The following is a 13807-nucleotide window of genomic DNA, read 5'->3' as shown; positions in this document are numbered from 1 at the left end:
GCTTACAGACCGGCTGCGGTCTTGATCAGATTGAAGACGCGCGTGTTGTCGATGGTCCCGCGGAACAGCTCCGCGTTCGCGCCGGCTGCGCCCAGGTAGACGTCGCTGCCGCCATGCGTCTCGGCGCCCGCGCGCGTGCGCACGACCGCTTGCTGGTGGTAGTCGTCGGCCGCGACGACGGCGTCGGTCAGCGGCGTGGTGCGCCCGCCCTGGTGGCGATTCTCGCCCGTGCCGAAGCCGATGATCGTGTACGGCATGCCCTGGCTGTCGAGCGTCGGCTTGCCGTCGGCCGTGCGCACCAGGCCCAGTACACCCGGGTTGGCAGGCGTGGTCTTGCCGGTGCGCGCTGCATAGCCGTTCAGCAGCAGCGTGTGGTCATGGTCGGCGGTGGCGACGATCAGCGTGTTCTTCAGGCCCGGGTCGAGCGCTTCCATGCGTTCGAGCGCCGCCTGCAGCGCGGCGTTGTACGTCACCGTCTCCTGCAGCGCGCGTTTGCCGAGCGTGGCGTGCAGCGCATGGTCGATCAGGCCGCCCTCGACCATCAGGAAGAAACCTCCACGGTGCGGCGCCAGCAGCTCGATCGCCTTGGTCGTCATGGCCGGCAGCGCCGGTTGACGGGCGGGGTCGCGGGTCGCGTCGAAGTCCATGTGGTTGGCGGCGAACAGGCCCACGACCGGCGCGCCTGGCGTCAAGGCATTGAACCCGGCGGTGTCGCCCACGACCCGGAAACCCTTGGCCTTGAGCTCGGCCTGCAGATCGCGGTTGTCGGCGCGCTTGCCGCCACGCGCGAACGGCGTGAATTGCTGCGCGCCGCCGCCGAACAGGACGTCCAGGCCATTGGCGCCCAGCGCCCCGTTGTAGCCGGCCCCGCCGGGCACCAGGCTGGCGGCGATATCGGTTTCCAGCTTGCGATGGCAGGCGTGGGCATAGGTCGCGGCCGGGGTGGCGTCGGTGACGCTGGTATTGGTGACCACGCCCACGGCCATGCCGCGCTTGCGGGCCAGTTCGAGCAGCGTGACAGCCGCTTCGCCGTTCTCGCAGCGGCTCACCAGGCTGTTGCCGTTGGCATCCTTGGCGGGCGCAATCGAACGGGTGCCGGCCGACATCGAGATCACGCCGTTGTTCTGCTTCACGCCGGTCATGTAGGCGGCCATCGAGGCGGCGCTGTCGGTGACCTGCGCATCGTTGGAGAAGGTCTTCACGAAGGCCGATTCGGGCAGGCGGTCAATCGCCAGTTCGCCCTCTTCGCCGACGGCAAAGATGCGCGCCGCAGTGAGCGTGTTGACGCCCATGCCGTCGCCCAGGAAGAAGATGATGTTCTTTGCGCGCTGGTCGACCGGGTTGGCCGTCAGGGCCGGGGTCGCAGTCGCGGTCGAGACCGGCGGCGTGGCCGCGCAGCCGGTGAGCGCCGCCAGCAGTGCGCCAGCGGTGAAAAGAATGGGTCGCATGCAGTCCTCACTGGGGAAAGCGGGAAGTCTACACTGCGTCGATGACGGCGTGGTGGATTGCTATGTTAGGGTTTTGTACAAGGCAGGGACGCTTCACGCCCCCGGTTTGAATTCCCAGTTCTTCCATGCGGCCAGCACCGCGTTCGGGTACTTCGGCTTGCCCCGGCTGCCGTTGTAGCGGCCCAGCGCCAGGTACAGGTCGCCCCGCTCCATGTCGATATACATGCGCAGGATCGCGCACCCGTAGCGCAGATTGGTCTGCATGTGGAACAGGCGGCGGCGGTCGCCGTCGCCGATCGCCTTGGTCCAGAACGGCATCACCTGCATGTAGCCGCGCGCGCCGGCAATCGAGATCGCATACTTGCGGTAGGCCGATTCCACCTGGATCAGGCCCAGCACCAGTCCCGGATCCAGGCCCGCGCGGGTCGCTTCATACCACGCGGTCTCGAGGAACTCGGTGCGGGTCTGGACGTCGGGCAGGCGCTTGGCCAGGCGCGGCGACATCTGGTCGAACCACGCCTGGTAGCGCGCCCGTCCCGCCTCGGTGCGGAAAGTCGGGCGCGGCGGACGCGCGTCGGCGATGGCGTTGGCCAGCGCCAGACGCACCGAATCCGACAGCGCTTCTTCTTTCTGGTTGCCGGCATGCGCCGGCGCCGCCAGACCGAAGGCCAGCGCCAGCAGCACGCCTCCGGACCAGGAGGCCAGGCGCAATGCCATCACTTGCCCAGCTTGGCCTTGATGAAGCCGAGCATATCGCCGACAGCCACGCCACTCGCTTCTGCATCGCGACGGCCCTGGTATTCGAGGTTGCCTTCCTTCAGGCCACGCTCGCCGATCACGACGCGGTGCGGCACGCCGATCAGTTCCCAGTCGGCGAACATCGCGCCCGGCCGCAGGCCGCGGTCGTCGACGATGACGTCGATACCGATGGCCGACAGCGACGCATACAGCTGCTCGGTGGCGTCCTTGACCATCTCGCTGCGGTCCATGCCCATCGGGCACAGCACCACTTCGAATGGCGCCAGCGCGTCCGGCCAGACGATGCCCTTGTCGTCGAAGTTCTGCTCGATCGCCGCGCCCAGGATGCGGGTCACGCCGATGCCGTAGCAGCCCATCTGCAGCGGCGCAGGCCGGCCGCCGTCATCGAGGAAGGTCGCGCCCATCGCCTGCGAGTACGCGGTGCCGAGCTGGAACACGTGGCCCACTTCAATGCCGCGCTCGATCGCCAGCACGCCCTTGCCGTCCGGCGACGGGTCGCCTTCGACGACATTGCGCAGGTCGGCCACGATTGGCTCGGGCAGATCGCGCCCCCAGTTCACGCCGATGTGGTGGAAGTCTTGTTCGTTCGCGCCGCACACGAAGTCGGCCATGTTGGCGACCGTGCGGTCAGCCACGACGGTGACTGGCAGACGGGTAGCAACCGGACCGAGGTAACCCGGCACGGTGCCGAACACCTCGAGGATTTCAGCTTCGGTCGAGAAGCGGTGGCCGGCCAGGCCGTCCACTTTGCCGACCTTGATCTCGTTGAGTTCATGGTCGCCGCGCAGCAGCAGCACCCAGTAGCTCTTCTTGCCTTCGTTCTCGACCGTCAAAGCGATGGTCTTGACGGTCTGCGCCAGGTTCACACCCAGCAGCGCCGCGACGGTCTCGCACTTGGTCGTGCCCGGGGTTGGCGTCTTGGTCAGCGTTTGCGTGGGAGCGGCGCGCTCGCCGCTGGCGACGGCTTCGGCCGCTTCCATATTGGCCGCGAAATCGGACGTCGGGCAGTAGACCAGCGCATCTTCGCCAGTGCTGGCGATGACGTGGAATTCATGCGAACCGGTGCCGCCGATGGCGCCGTTGTCGGCCGCCACCGCGCGGAACTTCAGGCCGAAGCGCGTGAAGATGCGGGTATAGGCGTCGAACATGGTCTGGTACGACGTCTGCATGCCGGCGACGTCGCGGTCGAACGAATAGGCATCCTTCATCGTGAATTCGCGGCCGCGCATCAGGCCGAAGCGCGGACGGCGCTCGTCGCGGAACTTGGTCTGGATATGATAGAAGTTCACCGGCAGTTGGCGATACGACTTGATCTCGCTGCGCACGACGTCGGTGATGACTTCTTCGGACGTCGGCTGGATTGCAAAGTCGCGGCCATGGCGGTCTTTCACGCGCATCAGCTCGTCGCCCATTTTGTCCCAGCGACCTGTCTCTTGCCACAGTTCGGCCGGCTGCACGAGCGGCATCAAGAGTTCGATACCACCAGCGCGATTCATTTCTTCACGGACGATCGCTTCGACCTTGCGGATGACGCGCAGCCCGACCGGCATATACGTATAGATGCCGGAACCCAGGCGCTTGATCATCCCGGCGCGCATCATCAGCTTGTGGCTGACGATCTCGGCATCGGAAGGCGCTTCTTTCAGAGTTGAAATAAAAAATCGTGAGGCACGCATATCTGTGAATTCTTTTTAAAAAGAGAGGGTTATAATCGACCTAATTTTAAAGGATTAGCCGGCTGATGCGTCCAATCTTTCTACAAACAGGGTCCGGAACCAGCATCATCGACCGCGCAAGCGGTGCGGAAACCCCTTGGGCATGACAATACGTAAGTAAAAACACAAGGGTACCGAGTGCCCGCAAGAGGGAACGTCCGCCGGCAGAAAGTATCGAGGTGCACTTATGCTCGACCGTGAAGGGTTTCGGCCCAACGTCGGCATCATCCTGCTGAACGCTAACAACGAGGTCTGGTGGGGCAAGCGGGTGCGAGAGCACTCATGGCAATTTCCTCAAGGGGGAATCAAGTACGGCGAAACACCCGAGCAGGCAATGTACCGCGAGCTCGAGGAAGAAATCGGTTTGCGTCAGGAGCACGTCAAGATCGTGGGTCGCACCCGCGATTGGCTGCGCTATGAAGTGCCCGATCACTTCATCAAGCGTGAAATTCGCGGGCATTACCGTGGCCAGAAGCAGATCTGGTTCCTGCTGCGCATGGTCGCGCGCGACAACGAAGTCAATCTGCGCCTGACCGACCACCCCGAGTTCGACGCCTGGCGCTGGCACGATTACTGGGTGCCGCTCGACGTCGTGATCGAGTTCAAGCGCGACGTGTACCAGCGCGCGCTGCAGGAGCTGTCGCGCTTTCTGAGCTGGCCGGCCAAGGGCCAGCACGGCGAGCGGCGGCACAGCGCGCGCTACCTGCGCCAGCCGCATGGTCGCGCGCAGCCTGGCGCCAAGACGGGGCAGGACATGCTCGGGGCGGCCGGGCCGGGCAACCCGGCGGCGCCCGATGCGCTGGTGCTGGCGCCGAACAAGTAGGCGTCAACAACGCATCGATACCGGAGCTGGCGTACGACGCGCCATGCTCCGGCATCCAGCCTGCCCTCCGCAGACGCCCCTCCATTTCATGCTCAAAGCATTGTTTTCACGGCAACATTCGCCGGTACAATGCTTGCATGACTACGCCTGCCGCCCGCCTGCATCTGCTGCTGCCACTGCTCGCCCTGAGCGCCGTGCCCACTGCCCATGCCTGGCAGGCCGAGCCCAAGCGTTGTCAATTAACCCAGCTCGCGACGCTGCCCGTGCGCTATACCGGCCCTGACCTGAACCTGACGATCGAAGGGCGGATCGACGGCACGCCGGCCGACATGCTGGTCGACACCGGCGCCAGTGGCACGATACTCACGCGCACCGCAACCGAGCGGCGCGGTCTGTCACTGCGCCCTACCAACGGGCGTGCCTTCGGCATTGGCGGCGCGGCCCGCATCTACAGCACGCAGATCAAGGAATTCAAGGCCGGGCCGGCGGCGATCACCAACAGTCGCGTACGGGTGCTGGGTGACTTCGGCACTGCGCCATCGTTCGAGGCGATCCTGGGCGCGCCGTTCCTGCTCCAGTCCGACCTCGAGATTTCGCTGGCCACCAAGGAAATCAAGTTCTTCAAACCGACCAATTGCGATACTGCGCACCTGGCCTACTGGGACGAGAATGCCGTCGAAATTCCCTTCCGCTGGACCAACTCGCGTCAGGCCAATCCCGAATTCAAGGTGCTCCTGAACGGCAAGGAAGTCACGGCGGTGATCGACAGCGGCTCCTCCAGCACGCTGATGACGCGCCGGGCCGCGGAAAAAGCGGGTCTGAACATGAATGCGCCAGACGTCTCAAGGGCCGGCGAAGCGGGCGGCATCGGCACCGAACGCATCGCGCGCTGGAACGCGACGCTGGACAAGCTGCAGATCGGCCGCGAGACGATCAACAATGCCGACGTCGGCGTGATCGACACGAATGACCTCGACGTCGATTTACTGCTGGGCGCTGACTTCCTGCGCTCGCACCGCGTCATGTTCGCGATGAGCCAGAAGAAGCTGTACTTCACCTATGTCGGGGGCGACGCACTTGGCCAGCGGCGCCGCATCGAACCCTGGCTGCAGCAGGAGGCCGACGCCGGCAATGGCGACGCGCAGATGATGGTGGCCTCGATGCACCGAAACGGTCATGGCGCGCCGCCTGACATGGCCCAGGCACTGGTCTGGCTCGACAAGGCGGCCGCCAGCGGAAACCCGCGCGCCAACCTGGTGGTCGGCCAGCGCCTGATGAAAGAACGGCGCTATACCGAAGCGGTGATAAGGCTGCGCCAGGCGCTCGACCGCATGCCGGGCGAGCGCTCCGGCGCGCTGATGCTGTATACGGCGCGCATGCACAATCAAGACCCCGAGCTGGCGCGGCGCGAACTGGCCAGCGCCTTCACGCACGACCTCGATGAATGGCCTGGGCCGATCGCCGATTTCTATCTCGGCAAGCTCGATGAAAGCAAGCTGCTCAAGCTCGCGCGCGAGGAATCGGCGCATGCGCTGCGGCGCACCTGCCAGGCGCGCTTTGCGATCGCCGAGCGCCATCGGTTCACGGGCAATGACGAGCAGGCCAAGCGGGTTCTGGATGAGGCGCCCGAGTGCCGCCAGGGGCCGAAAGAGGCGTCCTGAGGCCGGCCCCGCGCCGGACCGGCGCCTGCGCTACAATGCCCGCTCTCCCCTTTTTTTGCCCCCTCCTGCCATGTTCACTCCGTCCTCGCACGACGTGCGCCGCTTTTTCTGCGACGCCTATCGCAAGCAACGCAATGGCGACATCCTGACGCCGATGGATGCCATCGCGGCCGACTGGATCGTGCAGCATCCCGAATACCACGACCAGTTCGAGGACATCGAGGCGGCGATCGCGCGCGACTATTCGGTCGAAGGCGGCAAGCCCAATCCGTTTTTGCACCTGTCGATGCACCTGTCGATCGCCGAGCAGATCTCGATCGACCAGCCGCGCGGCATCCGCGCCGCGCACGACATGCTGGTGGCCAAACGGGGCGAGCACGATGCCCACCACGAAATCATGGAATGCCTGGGCGAGATGATCTGGGCCTCGCAGCGGGGTGGCGTGCCGCCCGATACCGAGGCGTATATCGAGTGCGTGCGCCGTCGCGCATTCGCCTGATCAGGCGAGTTTGTCGTCTGCGACCCGGTAACGCGGGTCTTCCACCAGGTTCACCTCGATCATGTCCTGCGCCTTTTCCAGCAGCTCGCGGCAGTCGGGGCTCAGATGGCGCAGATGCAGGCGCTTGCCCAGCAGGCGGTAACGCTCGGCCAGCGCGTCGATCGCCTGGATCGCCGAATGGTCCACCACGCGCGCGTGCAAAAAGTCGATCACGACATCCTGCGGATCGTCCTTCGGCGTGAAGATGCCCTGAAACGCACTGACTGACGCGAAGAACAGCGTGCCGTCGAGCGCGTACACCTTCCAGCCCTGCGCATCGACCGCGACCGCCGCCTTCACCTGGCGCGCATGCTGCCACGCGAACACCAGCGCCGAGACGATCACGCCGGTCAGCACCGCCACCGCCAGATCGACCAGCAGCGTGATCGCCGCCACCAGCACGACCACGAACAGATCCGCACGCGGCACGCGGCCGGCCAGGCGGAACGTACCCCATTCAAACGTCTTTTCACAGACGACGAACATCACGCCGATCAGCGCCGCCAGCGGAATCGCCTCGATCCAGCTGGAGCCAAACAGGATGAAGCACAGCAGGATCACGGCCGCCGCGATGCCCGACAAGCGCCCTGTCGCGCCGCTGTTCACATTGATCATGCTCTGGCCGATCAGCGCGCAGCCGCCCATGCCGCCAAACACGCCGCTGACGACATTGGCCGCGCCCAGCGCCAGCGATTCGCGGTTCGGCTGGCCGCGCGTGTCGGTGATTTCGTCGATGAGCGTGAGCGTCAGGAGCGACTCGATCAGGCCCACACCCGCCATCACGAGCGCGTACGGGAACACGATGCGCAGCGTGTCCCACGTCATTGGCACGTCGGGCAGCGCGAAGCTGGGCAAGCCGCCGGCGATCGAACCGAGGTCGCCCACGGTGCGCGTCTCGATGCCCAGCAGCGCGCAACCGACGCTGGCCACCAGGATCCCCACCAGCGTGGACGGCACCGCTTTGGTAATGCGCGGCGTCAGGTAGATCACCGCCATCGTGATGGCGATGATGACGCCCATCGTGACCAGCTGCGCGGCGGGCATCCATTGCGGCGTGCCGTCAGGGCCCGCCACCTTGAAGTGCCCGAACTGGGCCAGAAAGATCACCAGCGCCAGCCCGTTGACGAAGCCGAGCATCACCGGATGCGGCACCATGCGGATGAATTTGCCGAGCCGCGCGGCGGCAAACAGCAGTTGCAGCACGCCCATGAGCACCACGGCCGCCAGCAGGTACTGCGCGCCATGCTGCACCACGAGTGCGATCATCACCACGGCCAGCGAACCGGCGGCGGCCGAGATCATCCCGGGCCGGCCGCCGAACGCGGACGTGATGAAGGCAACCAGCACGGCCGCGTACAGGCCAGTGAGCGGCGACAGATGGGCAACCAGGGCGAAGGCGATCGCCTCGGGCACGAGGGCCAGGGCGACCGTCAGGCCGCTGAGCAGGTTGGTTTTGAGGTAGGCAGGCGAAAGAGGTAACACGAAAAGCTCCGGCGGGTGACGCGGCAAGGGGCTCGCATGTTACCAGCAAGCGACTTGCGCGTCTGGCGCCGGGCTTATTTCTTGGTCACCAGCTGGCCCGGCAGACTGCCCAGGTACGCGCCCAGATCGGCCATGTCGCGGTTCGACAGCGGCTGCACCAGCGCCGCCATGATCGGGTTCACGCGCCCGTTCGGGCCGGCCCCGCGCTTGTAGGCGCGCAGCGCCGTCGTCAGGTAGTCGGCGTGCTGGCCGGCTAGCTTTGGGTAGCTCGGGTCGATCGGCTTGTTGAAGTCGGCGCCGTGGCACGAGGCGCAGTTGTGCGTCTTGGCCAGCGCCGCGCCGCGCGCAACGTCGGCGGCCGATGCGCTCGCGCCCAGCGCGCCCAGGACCAGTGAAAGGACAATCCGTTGCATGGCGTGGTTCATCGCGAGGCCACCGTCTGTTGGGAGTAATAGGCCGCCACGTCGGCGATGTCCTGGTCGCTCAGCGACTTGGCGATATTGACCATCGAAGGATGCTTGCGGTCGCCCTTGCGGTAGGCCTTGAGGGCCGCTTCGAGATACTTTCCCGACTGGCCGCCGATCATCGGCACCCGGTAGACTTCGGGGAAGGCCGTCTTGTAGCCGCCCTGGATGCCGTGGCAGCCGATGCACATCTCGATCTTGGCGACGGCCGCCTTGGGGTTGCCGACGACTTCCGCCGCCGTGGCGACGGCGCTGCCGGCGGTACAGGCGCATGCTGCCAGTACCAATGGTGCCAAACTTGTTTTCATGGGCGTCTCGTTAGTTGTAATTCGAAAACCGCAACCGCATAAAAAGTTAGCAAAGGTCTACCAACGGGCCGATTCTATCTGAAGACTTGTCACCAGTCTACAAACCGGACGGCGGCGGCGCGCCCGGGGTTATGGCGTATACTTCCTGCCACCGACCGACTCGACAAAGCACCCGCCATGCATGCTGCTCCCCGCTTCGAAGGCAGCGACAAGTACGTCGCCACCGCCGACCTGAAACTGGCCGTCAACGCGGCCCTGACACTGGGCCGCCCGCTCCTGATCAAAGGCGAGCCGGGCACCGGCAAGACCATGCTGGCCGAAGAAGTCGCGGCCAGCCTGGACATGCCGCTGCTGCAGTGGCACGTCAAATCGACCACCAAGGCCCAGCAGGGCCTGTACGAATACGACGCCGTCTCGCGCCTGCGCGACTCGCAGCTGGGCGACGAGCGCGTGCGCGACATCCAGAACTACATCGTCAAGGGCGTGCTGTGGCAAGCCTTCACGGCGCCCGAACCCGTCGTGCTCCTGATCGACGAAGTCGACAAGGCCGACATCGAATTCCCGAACGACCTGCTGCGCGAACTCGATCGCATGGAGTTCTACGTGTACGAGACGCGCGAGATGGTCGTGGCCACCCACCGCCCGCTCGTGATCATCACGTCGAACAACGAGAAGGAACTGCCGGACGCCTTCCTGCGCCGCTGCTTCTTCCACTACATTCAATTCCCGGACCGCGAGACGATGGCCGACATCGTCGGCGTGCACTTCCCGAACCTGCGCCAGGACTTGCTGACCGCGGCGCTGCAAAGCTTCTATGCCATGCGCGACGTCCCCGGCATCAAGAAGAAGCCATCGACGTCGGAATTTCTCGACTGGCTCAAATTGCTGCTGGCCGAGGACGTGCCGGCCGAAGCCCTGCGCGCCAGCGCCGAAGGCAAGGTGGGCATCCCGCCGCTGCACGGCGCCCTGCTCAAGAACGAGCAGGACGTGGGCCTGTTCGAGCGCCTGATGTTCATGGCGCGGAACAACCGGTGATGGTAGCGTCAGCCCCCTCGATGCGATGCTGATCGATTTTTTCCGCGCCCTGCGCGAGGCCCGCATCCCGGTCTCGATCCGCGAATTCCTGACGCTGCTCGACGCGCTGCAACGCGGCGTGATCGCCCCGTCGCTCGACGACTTCTACTACCTCGCGCGGCTGACGCTGGTGAAGGACGAAGCCCATTTCGACAAGTTCGATCGCGTCTTCGGCGCCTGGTTCCGCGGCGTCGATGCGGTATTCGACGCGAAGGCCGAGATTCCACTCGACTGGCTGATCAAGCGCTTCGAGCGCGAACTCACGCCCGAGCAAAAGGCGCAGCTTGAAAAATTCGGCTACGACAAGCTGCAGCAGCGCCTGCAGGAACTGCTGAAAGAGCAGAAGGAACGCCACGCCGGCGGCAGCAAATGGATCGGTACCGGCGGCACATCGCCGTTCGGGCACGGCGGCACCAACCCCGAAGGCATCCGCATCGGTGGCGAAAGTCGGAATCGCACCGCTGTGAAAGTGTGGGACCAGCGCACCTACCGCGACTACGACGGCGAGCGCGAACTGGGCACGCGCAACCTGAAGGTGGCGCTGCGCCGCCTGCGCCGCTTCGCGCGCCAGGGCGCGGCCGATGAACTGGCGCTGGACGACACGATTCGCGCCACCGCCAGCAACGCCGGCTGGCTCGACATCCGCATGCGGCCCGAGCGCAAGAACCGGATCAAGGTCGTGATGCTGTTCGACGTCGGCGGCTCGATGGACGACCATATCGAACGCACCGAAGAACTGTTCTCGGCCGCCAGCAGCGAATTCAAGAACATGGAGTTCTACTACTTCCACAACTGCGTCTACGACTACCTGTGGAAGAACAACGCACGCCGCCACAGCGAGCGCTTCGCCACCTGGGACGTGCTGCGTAAATACCCGGCCGATACGCGCGTGCTGTTCGTCGGCGATGCGACCATGAGTCCCTACGAAGTCATGGCGCCGGGCGGCTCGGTCGAATACAACAACGACGAAGCTGGCGCGGTCTGGCTGGCGCGCTTCATGACGGCGTTTCCGAAGTGCGCCTGGCTCAATCCGGAGCCCGAGCACCTGTGGCAGTACCGGCAATCGATCGCGCTGATCCGCCAGGTGATGAGCAACCGGATGTTCCCGATCACGCTGGAGGGCCTGGAACGGGCCATGCGCCTGTTGAGCAAGTAGTGTTAGCACGAACACGGACGCGAGGCGCCGGGCGCACTAGAATCGCGCAACGATAAGAAGAAGGAGACCGCATGCCTGACCTGTTGTCCGTATTGACGAGCCTTGCCTGGCCCCTGGCGATTGCGCTGGCGTGGCTGGCCGGTGAATTTGGCCAGCGCTGGACCGGCCTGCCCCGCATCAGCTTCTACGGCCTGGTTGGCTTCGCGCTGGGCAGCGCGCAGATCGGCGTGCTGCCTGCGGCCGATCTGGGCCCGGTCGCGCTGCTGGCCAATATCGCCTTCGGCCTGGTCCTGTTCGAACTGGGCAACCGCATCAATCTGCGCTGGCTGGTCAACAATCCGTGGATCGGCGTGGCGGGCCTGGTCGAGTCCAGCCTGACGTTCGTACTCGTCTACCTCGTCGCCATCGCGTTTGGCGCGGCGCAGATCACGGCGCTGCTGATGGCGGCACTCTCGATGGCCACCTCCCCCGCCACCGTCGTGCGGGTCATCAATGAACAGAAAAGCTCGGGCCAGATGACCGAGCGCGTGCTGCACCTGTCGGCCCAGAACTGCGTGCTGGCCGTGTTCGCATTCAATGCCATCATCGGCATCTGGCTGTTCCGCACGCAGGACGCCGTCAGCGAGGCACTGTGGCAAAGCCTGGTCATGCTCGCCGCGTCGATCGTGGCCGGCGCCGTGTTCGGCCTGCTGGTGCCGGCGCTGCTGCGCGCGATCGGCAATGCGCAGCAGGACACCACTGTCGCGTTTGCGCTGGCCGTGATCCTGCTGGTCTCGATATGCGATGTCGGCGGCCTGTCGCCGGTCGTCGCAGCGCTGGCCTTCGGCCTGACCGTGCGCTCGCGCCGCGTGACCTTTACCCAGACCCAGCGCAATTTCGGCGCGCTGGGCGAAGTGCTGACCGTGCTGTTGTTCGTCTACGCCGCCTCGACCCTCGACTGGCGCCTGGTGGCGGCCGGCGGCGTGATGGCGGTGGTCGTCGTGCTAGTGCGGCTGCTGGCCAAGACCGCCGGCGTGGCTGCGTTCTCGCACCTGTCGGGCGTCACCTGGCGCAAGGGCGCCCTCACGGGTTTGGGCCTGGCGCCGCTGGCCGTGTTCGTGATCCTGATGCTCGAACATGCGCGCTATGCCGGCCTCAAAGTAGTCGACGACCTGCACGCGATGGCCGCCGTGGCGATGCTGCTCGAAGTGTTCGGCCCGATCATCATCCAGCGCGCCCTGATCTGGGCGCACGAAGCAACGGAGTCCCATCATGCCGCTTGACGCGTTTACTCCGTCCACGCCGCTCACCTTCGGGGTCGAGCTCGAACTGCAACTGGTCAACCTGTCGGACTTCAACCTGACCGCCGCCAGCCCCGACCTGATGCACCTGCTGGAGCGCAAGCCGTTCCCGGGCAACGTCACGCCCGAGATCACCGAGAGCATGATCGAAATTAATTCGAGCGTGCACACGGCGTATGGTCCCTTGCTGGCCGAGCTGACCGAGATCCGCAACACGCTCGTCGCAGCCAGCGACACGCTCAATATCGGTATCGCCGGCGGTGGCACGCACCCGTTCCAGCACTGGTCGGATCAGCGCATTTCGGCCAAGCCGCGCTACGAATACCTGTCGCAGCTGTACGGCTATCTGGCCAAGCAGTTCACGGTGTTCGGCCAGCACGTGCACATCGGCTGCGCCAATGGCGACGATGCGATGTACCTGCTGCACGCGCTGAACCGCTACCTGCCGCACTTCATCGCGCTGTCGGCCTCGTCGCCGTTCGTGCAGGGCCATGACAGCCTGTTCGAATCGGCACGCCTGAATTCCGTATTTGCGTTTCCGATGAGCGGGCGTGCGCCCTTCACGCTCAGCTGGCAGGAGTTCACCGACGTGTACTTCGCCAAGATGGAACGCACGAACATCATCAAGAGCATGAAGGATTTTTACTGGGACCTGCGACCCAAGCCCGAATTCGGCACGATCGAACTGCGCGTCTGCGACACGCCGCTGACGGTGGAGCGGGCCGCCGCGCTGGCCGCCTACCTGCAGGCACTATGCCGCCATCTGCTTGAGAAAAAAGATGAAGCCCCGGTCGAAGACGACTACCTCGTCTACAACTACAACCGCTTCCAGGCCTGCCGCTTTGGCCTGGATGGCAGCATCACGCACCCGAAAACCTACGACAGCATCGTGATCCGCGACGATATCCTGGCCACGCTCGAACGGATGTTGCCGCATGCCGAAGCACTGGGCAGCGTCGAGGCGCTGCAGCACCTGGCGGCGGCCGCGCGCGGCGGCAGCGATGCAGCAATCCTGCGCCGGCATGCCGAGCGCGAAGGCTCGGTCGAAGGGATGGTCAATGCAGCGATCGGGCACTTCCGCGGCGACCGCGTGGCGTGA

General features: G+C 65.2%; 13 protein-coding genes. 7 read left to right on the top strand and 6 right to left on the bottom strand.

From position 1 onward, the window contains the following. Positions 1-2: 2 nt before the first annotated feature. From IFU00_01975 to IFU00_01965, 3 genes are all read right to left on the bottom strand, one after another. Positions 3-1448, bottom strand: a complete 1446-nt coding sequence (locus IFU00_01975; protein MBD8541047.1) for an alkaline phosphatase — start codon at positions 1446-1448, stop codon at positions 3-5. Positions 1449-1541: 93 nt separating this feature from the next. After that, positions 1542-2165 carry a lytic transglycosylase domain-containing protein gene (locus IFU00_01970; GenBank protein ID MBD8541046.1) on the bottom strand — a complete coding sequence of 208 codons (624 nt, stop codon included), beginning with the start codon at positions 2163-2165 and terminating at the stop codon, positions 1542-1544. Then, a complete protein-coding gene (locus IFU00_01965) occupies positions 2165-3883 on the bottom strand; it encodes a proline--tRNA ligase (protein MBD8541045.1) in 1719 nt (572 codons plus the stop codon). Before IFU00_01965 ends, IFU00_01970 begins: the two co-directional genes overlap by 1 nt. A gap of 226 nt (positions 3884-4109) precedes the next feature. Between IFU00_01965 and IFU00_01960 the strand changes: the two genes are divergently transcribed. The 3 genes from IFU00_01960 (at position 4110) to IFU00_01950 (ending at position 6905) form a co-directional block, all read left to right on the top strand. Then, on the top strand, positions 4110-4745 hold the full coding sequence (locus tag IFU00_01960) for an RNA pyrophosphohydrolase (protein MBD8541044.1): 636 nt from the start codon (positions 4110-4112) through the stop codon (positions 4743-4745). A 137-nt stretch (positions 4746-4882) separates the two neighbouring features. Then, positions 4883-6406, top strand: coding sequence for an aspartyl protease family protein (locus IFU00_01955; protein MBD8541043.1), 1524 nt, complete (start codon positions 4883-4885; stop codon positions 6404-6406). A gap of 70 nt (positions 6407-6476) precedes the next feature. Further along, positions 6477-6905 (top strand): DUF1841 family protein, encoded by a 429-nt coding sequence (locus IFU00_01950; GenBank protein ID MBD8541042.1) that lies wholly within the window; start codon positions 6477-6479, stop codon positions 6903-6905. On the opposite strand, the gene IFU00_01945 is transcribed toward IFU00_01950, so the two are convergent. From IFU00_01945 to IFU00_01935, 3 genes are all read right to left on the bottom strand, one after another. Further along, positions 6906-8426: a SulP family inorganic anion transporter gene (locus IFU00_01945; GenBank protein ID MBD8541041.1), complete on the bottom strand. Its 1521-nt coding sequence runs from the start codon at positions 8424-8426 to the stop codon at positions 6906-6908. 74 nt (positions 8427-8500) lie between these two features. Beyond that, the gene (locus IFU00_01940; protein ID MBD8541040.1) at positions 8501-8839 is read right to left on the bottom strand and encodes a cytochrome c; all 339 of its coding nucleotides are present in this window, start codon (positions 8837-8839) and stop codon (positions 8501-8503) included. Between the two features lie 8 nt (positions 8840-8847). Beyond that, complete coding sequence (locus IFU00_01935; GenBank protein ID MBD8541039.1) at positions 8848-9198, bottom strand: cytochrome c; 351 nt, start codon at positions 9196-9198, stop codon at positions 8848-8850. Positions 9199-9375: 177 nt separating this feature from the next. Between IFU00_01935 and IFU00_01930 the strand changes: the two genes are divergently transcribed. From IFU00_01930 to IFU00_01915, 4 genes are all read left to right on the top strand, one after another. Further along, the gene (locus IFU00_01930; GenBank protein MBD8541038.1) at positions 9376-10233 is read left to right on the top strand and encodes a MoxR family ATPase; all 858 of its coding nucleotides are present in this window, start codon (positions 9376-9378) and stop codon (positions 10231-10233) included. Between the two features lie 25 nt (positions 10234-10258). Continuing rightward, positions 10259-11428: a VWA domain-containing protein gene (locus IFU00_01925; GenBank protein MBD8541037.1), complete on the top strand. Its 1170-nt coding sequence runs from the start codon at positions 10259-10261 to the stop codon at positions 11426-11428. A 71-nt stretch (positions 11429-11499) separates the two neighbouring features. Beyond that, positions 11500-12690: a cation:proton antiporter gene (locus IFU00_01920; protein ID MBD8541036.1), complete on the top strand. Its 1191-nt coding sequence runs from the start codon at positions 11500-11502 to the stop codon at positions 12688-12690. Then, a complete protein-coding gene (locus tag IFU00_01915; GenBank protein ID MBD8541035.1) occupies positions 12680-13807 on the top strand; it encodes a glutamate--cysteine ligase in 1128 nt (375 codons plus the stop codon). The genes IFU00_01920 and IFU00_01915 overlap by 11 nt, the downstream gene beginning before the upstream one ends.

Origin of the sequence: Oxalobacteraceae sp. CFBP 8761, assembly GCA_014841595.1 — a bacterium.
In the GTDB taxonomy this organism is placed as follows: Bacteria; Pseudomonadota; Gammaproteobacteria; order Burkholderiales; family Burkholderiaceae_D; genus Telluria.
Note: the sequence above shows the minus strand (reverse complement) of the source record. Positions and strands in the feature narration are given on the sequence as shown.

What these genes read in the sequence shown, in the direction of transcription:
- IFU00_01970 (MBD8541046.1), bottom strand. Translation starts at nt 2,165, where the DNA reads ATGGCATTGCGCCTGGCCTCCTGGTCCGGAGGCGTGCTGCTGGCGCTG.
- IFU00_01960 (MBD8541044.1), top strand. Translation starts at nt 4,110, where the DNA reads ATGCTCGACCGTGAAGGGTTTCGGCCCAACGTCGGCATCATCCTGCTG.
- IFU00_01915 (MBD8541035.1), top strand. Translation starts at nt 12,680, where the DNA reads ATGCCGCTTGACGCGTTTACTCCGTCCACGCCGCTCACCTTCGGGGTC.
- IFU00_01935 (MBD8541039.1), bottom strand. Translation starts at nt 9,198, where the DNA reads ATGAAAACAAGTTTGGCACCATTGGTACTGGCAGCATGCGCCTGTACC.
- IFU00_01930 (MBD8541038.1), top strand. Translation starts at nt 9,376, where the DNA reads ATGCATGCTGCTCCCCGCTTCGAAGGCAGCGACAAGTACGTCGCCACC.
- IFU00_01965 (MBD8541045.1), bottom strand. Translation starts at nt 3,883, where the DNA reads ATGCGTGCCTCACGATTTTTTATTTCAACTCTGAAAGAAGCGCCTTCC.
- IFU00_01975 (MBD8541047.1), bottom strand. Translation starts at nt 1,448, where the DNA reads ATGCGACCCATTCTTTTCACCGCTGGCGCACTGCTGGCGGCGCTCACC.
- IFU00_01920 (MBD8541036.1), top strand. Translation starts at nt 11,500, where the DNA reads ATGCCTGACCTGTTGTCCGTATTGACGAGCCTTGCCTGGCCCCTGGCG.
- IFU00_01925 (MBD8541037.1), top strand. Translation starts at nt 10,259, where the DNA reads ATGCTGATCGATTTTTTCCGCGCCCTGCGCGAGGCCCGCATCCCGGTC.
- IFU00_01955 (MBD8541043.1), top strand. Translation starts at nt 4,883, where the DNA reads ATGACTACGCCTGCCGCCCGCCTGCATCTGCTGCTGCCACTGCTCGCC.
- IFU00_01950 (MBD8541042.1), top strand. Translation starts at nt 6,477, where the DNA reads ATGTTCACTCCGTCCTCGCACGACGTGCGCCGCTTTTTCTGCGACGCC.
- IFU00_01940 (MBD8541040.1), bottom strand. Translation starts at nt 8,839, where the DNA reads ATGCAACGGATTGTCCTTTCACTGGTCCTGGGCGCGCTGGGCGCGAGC.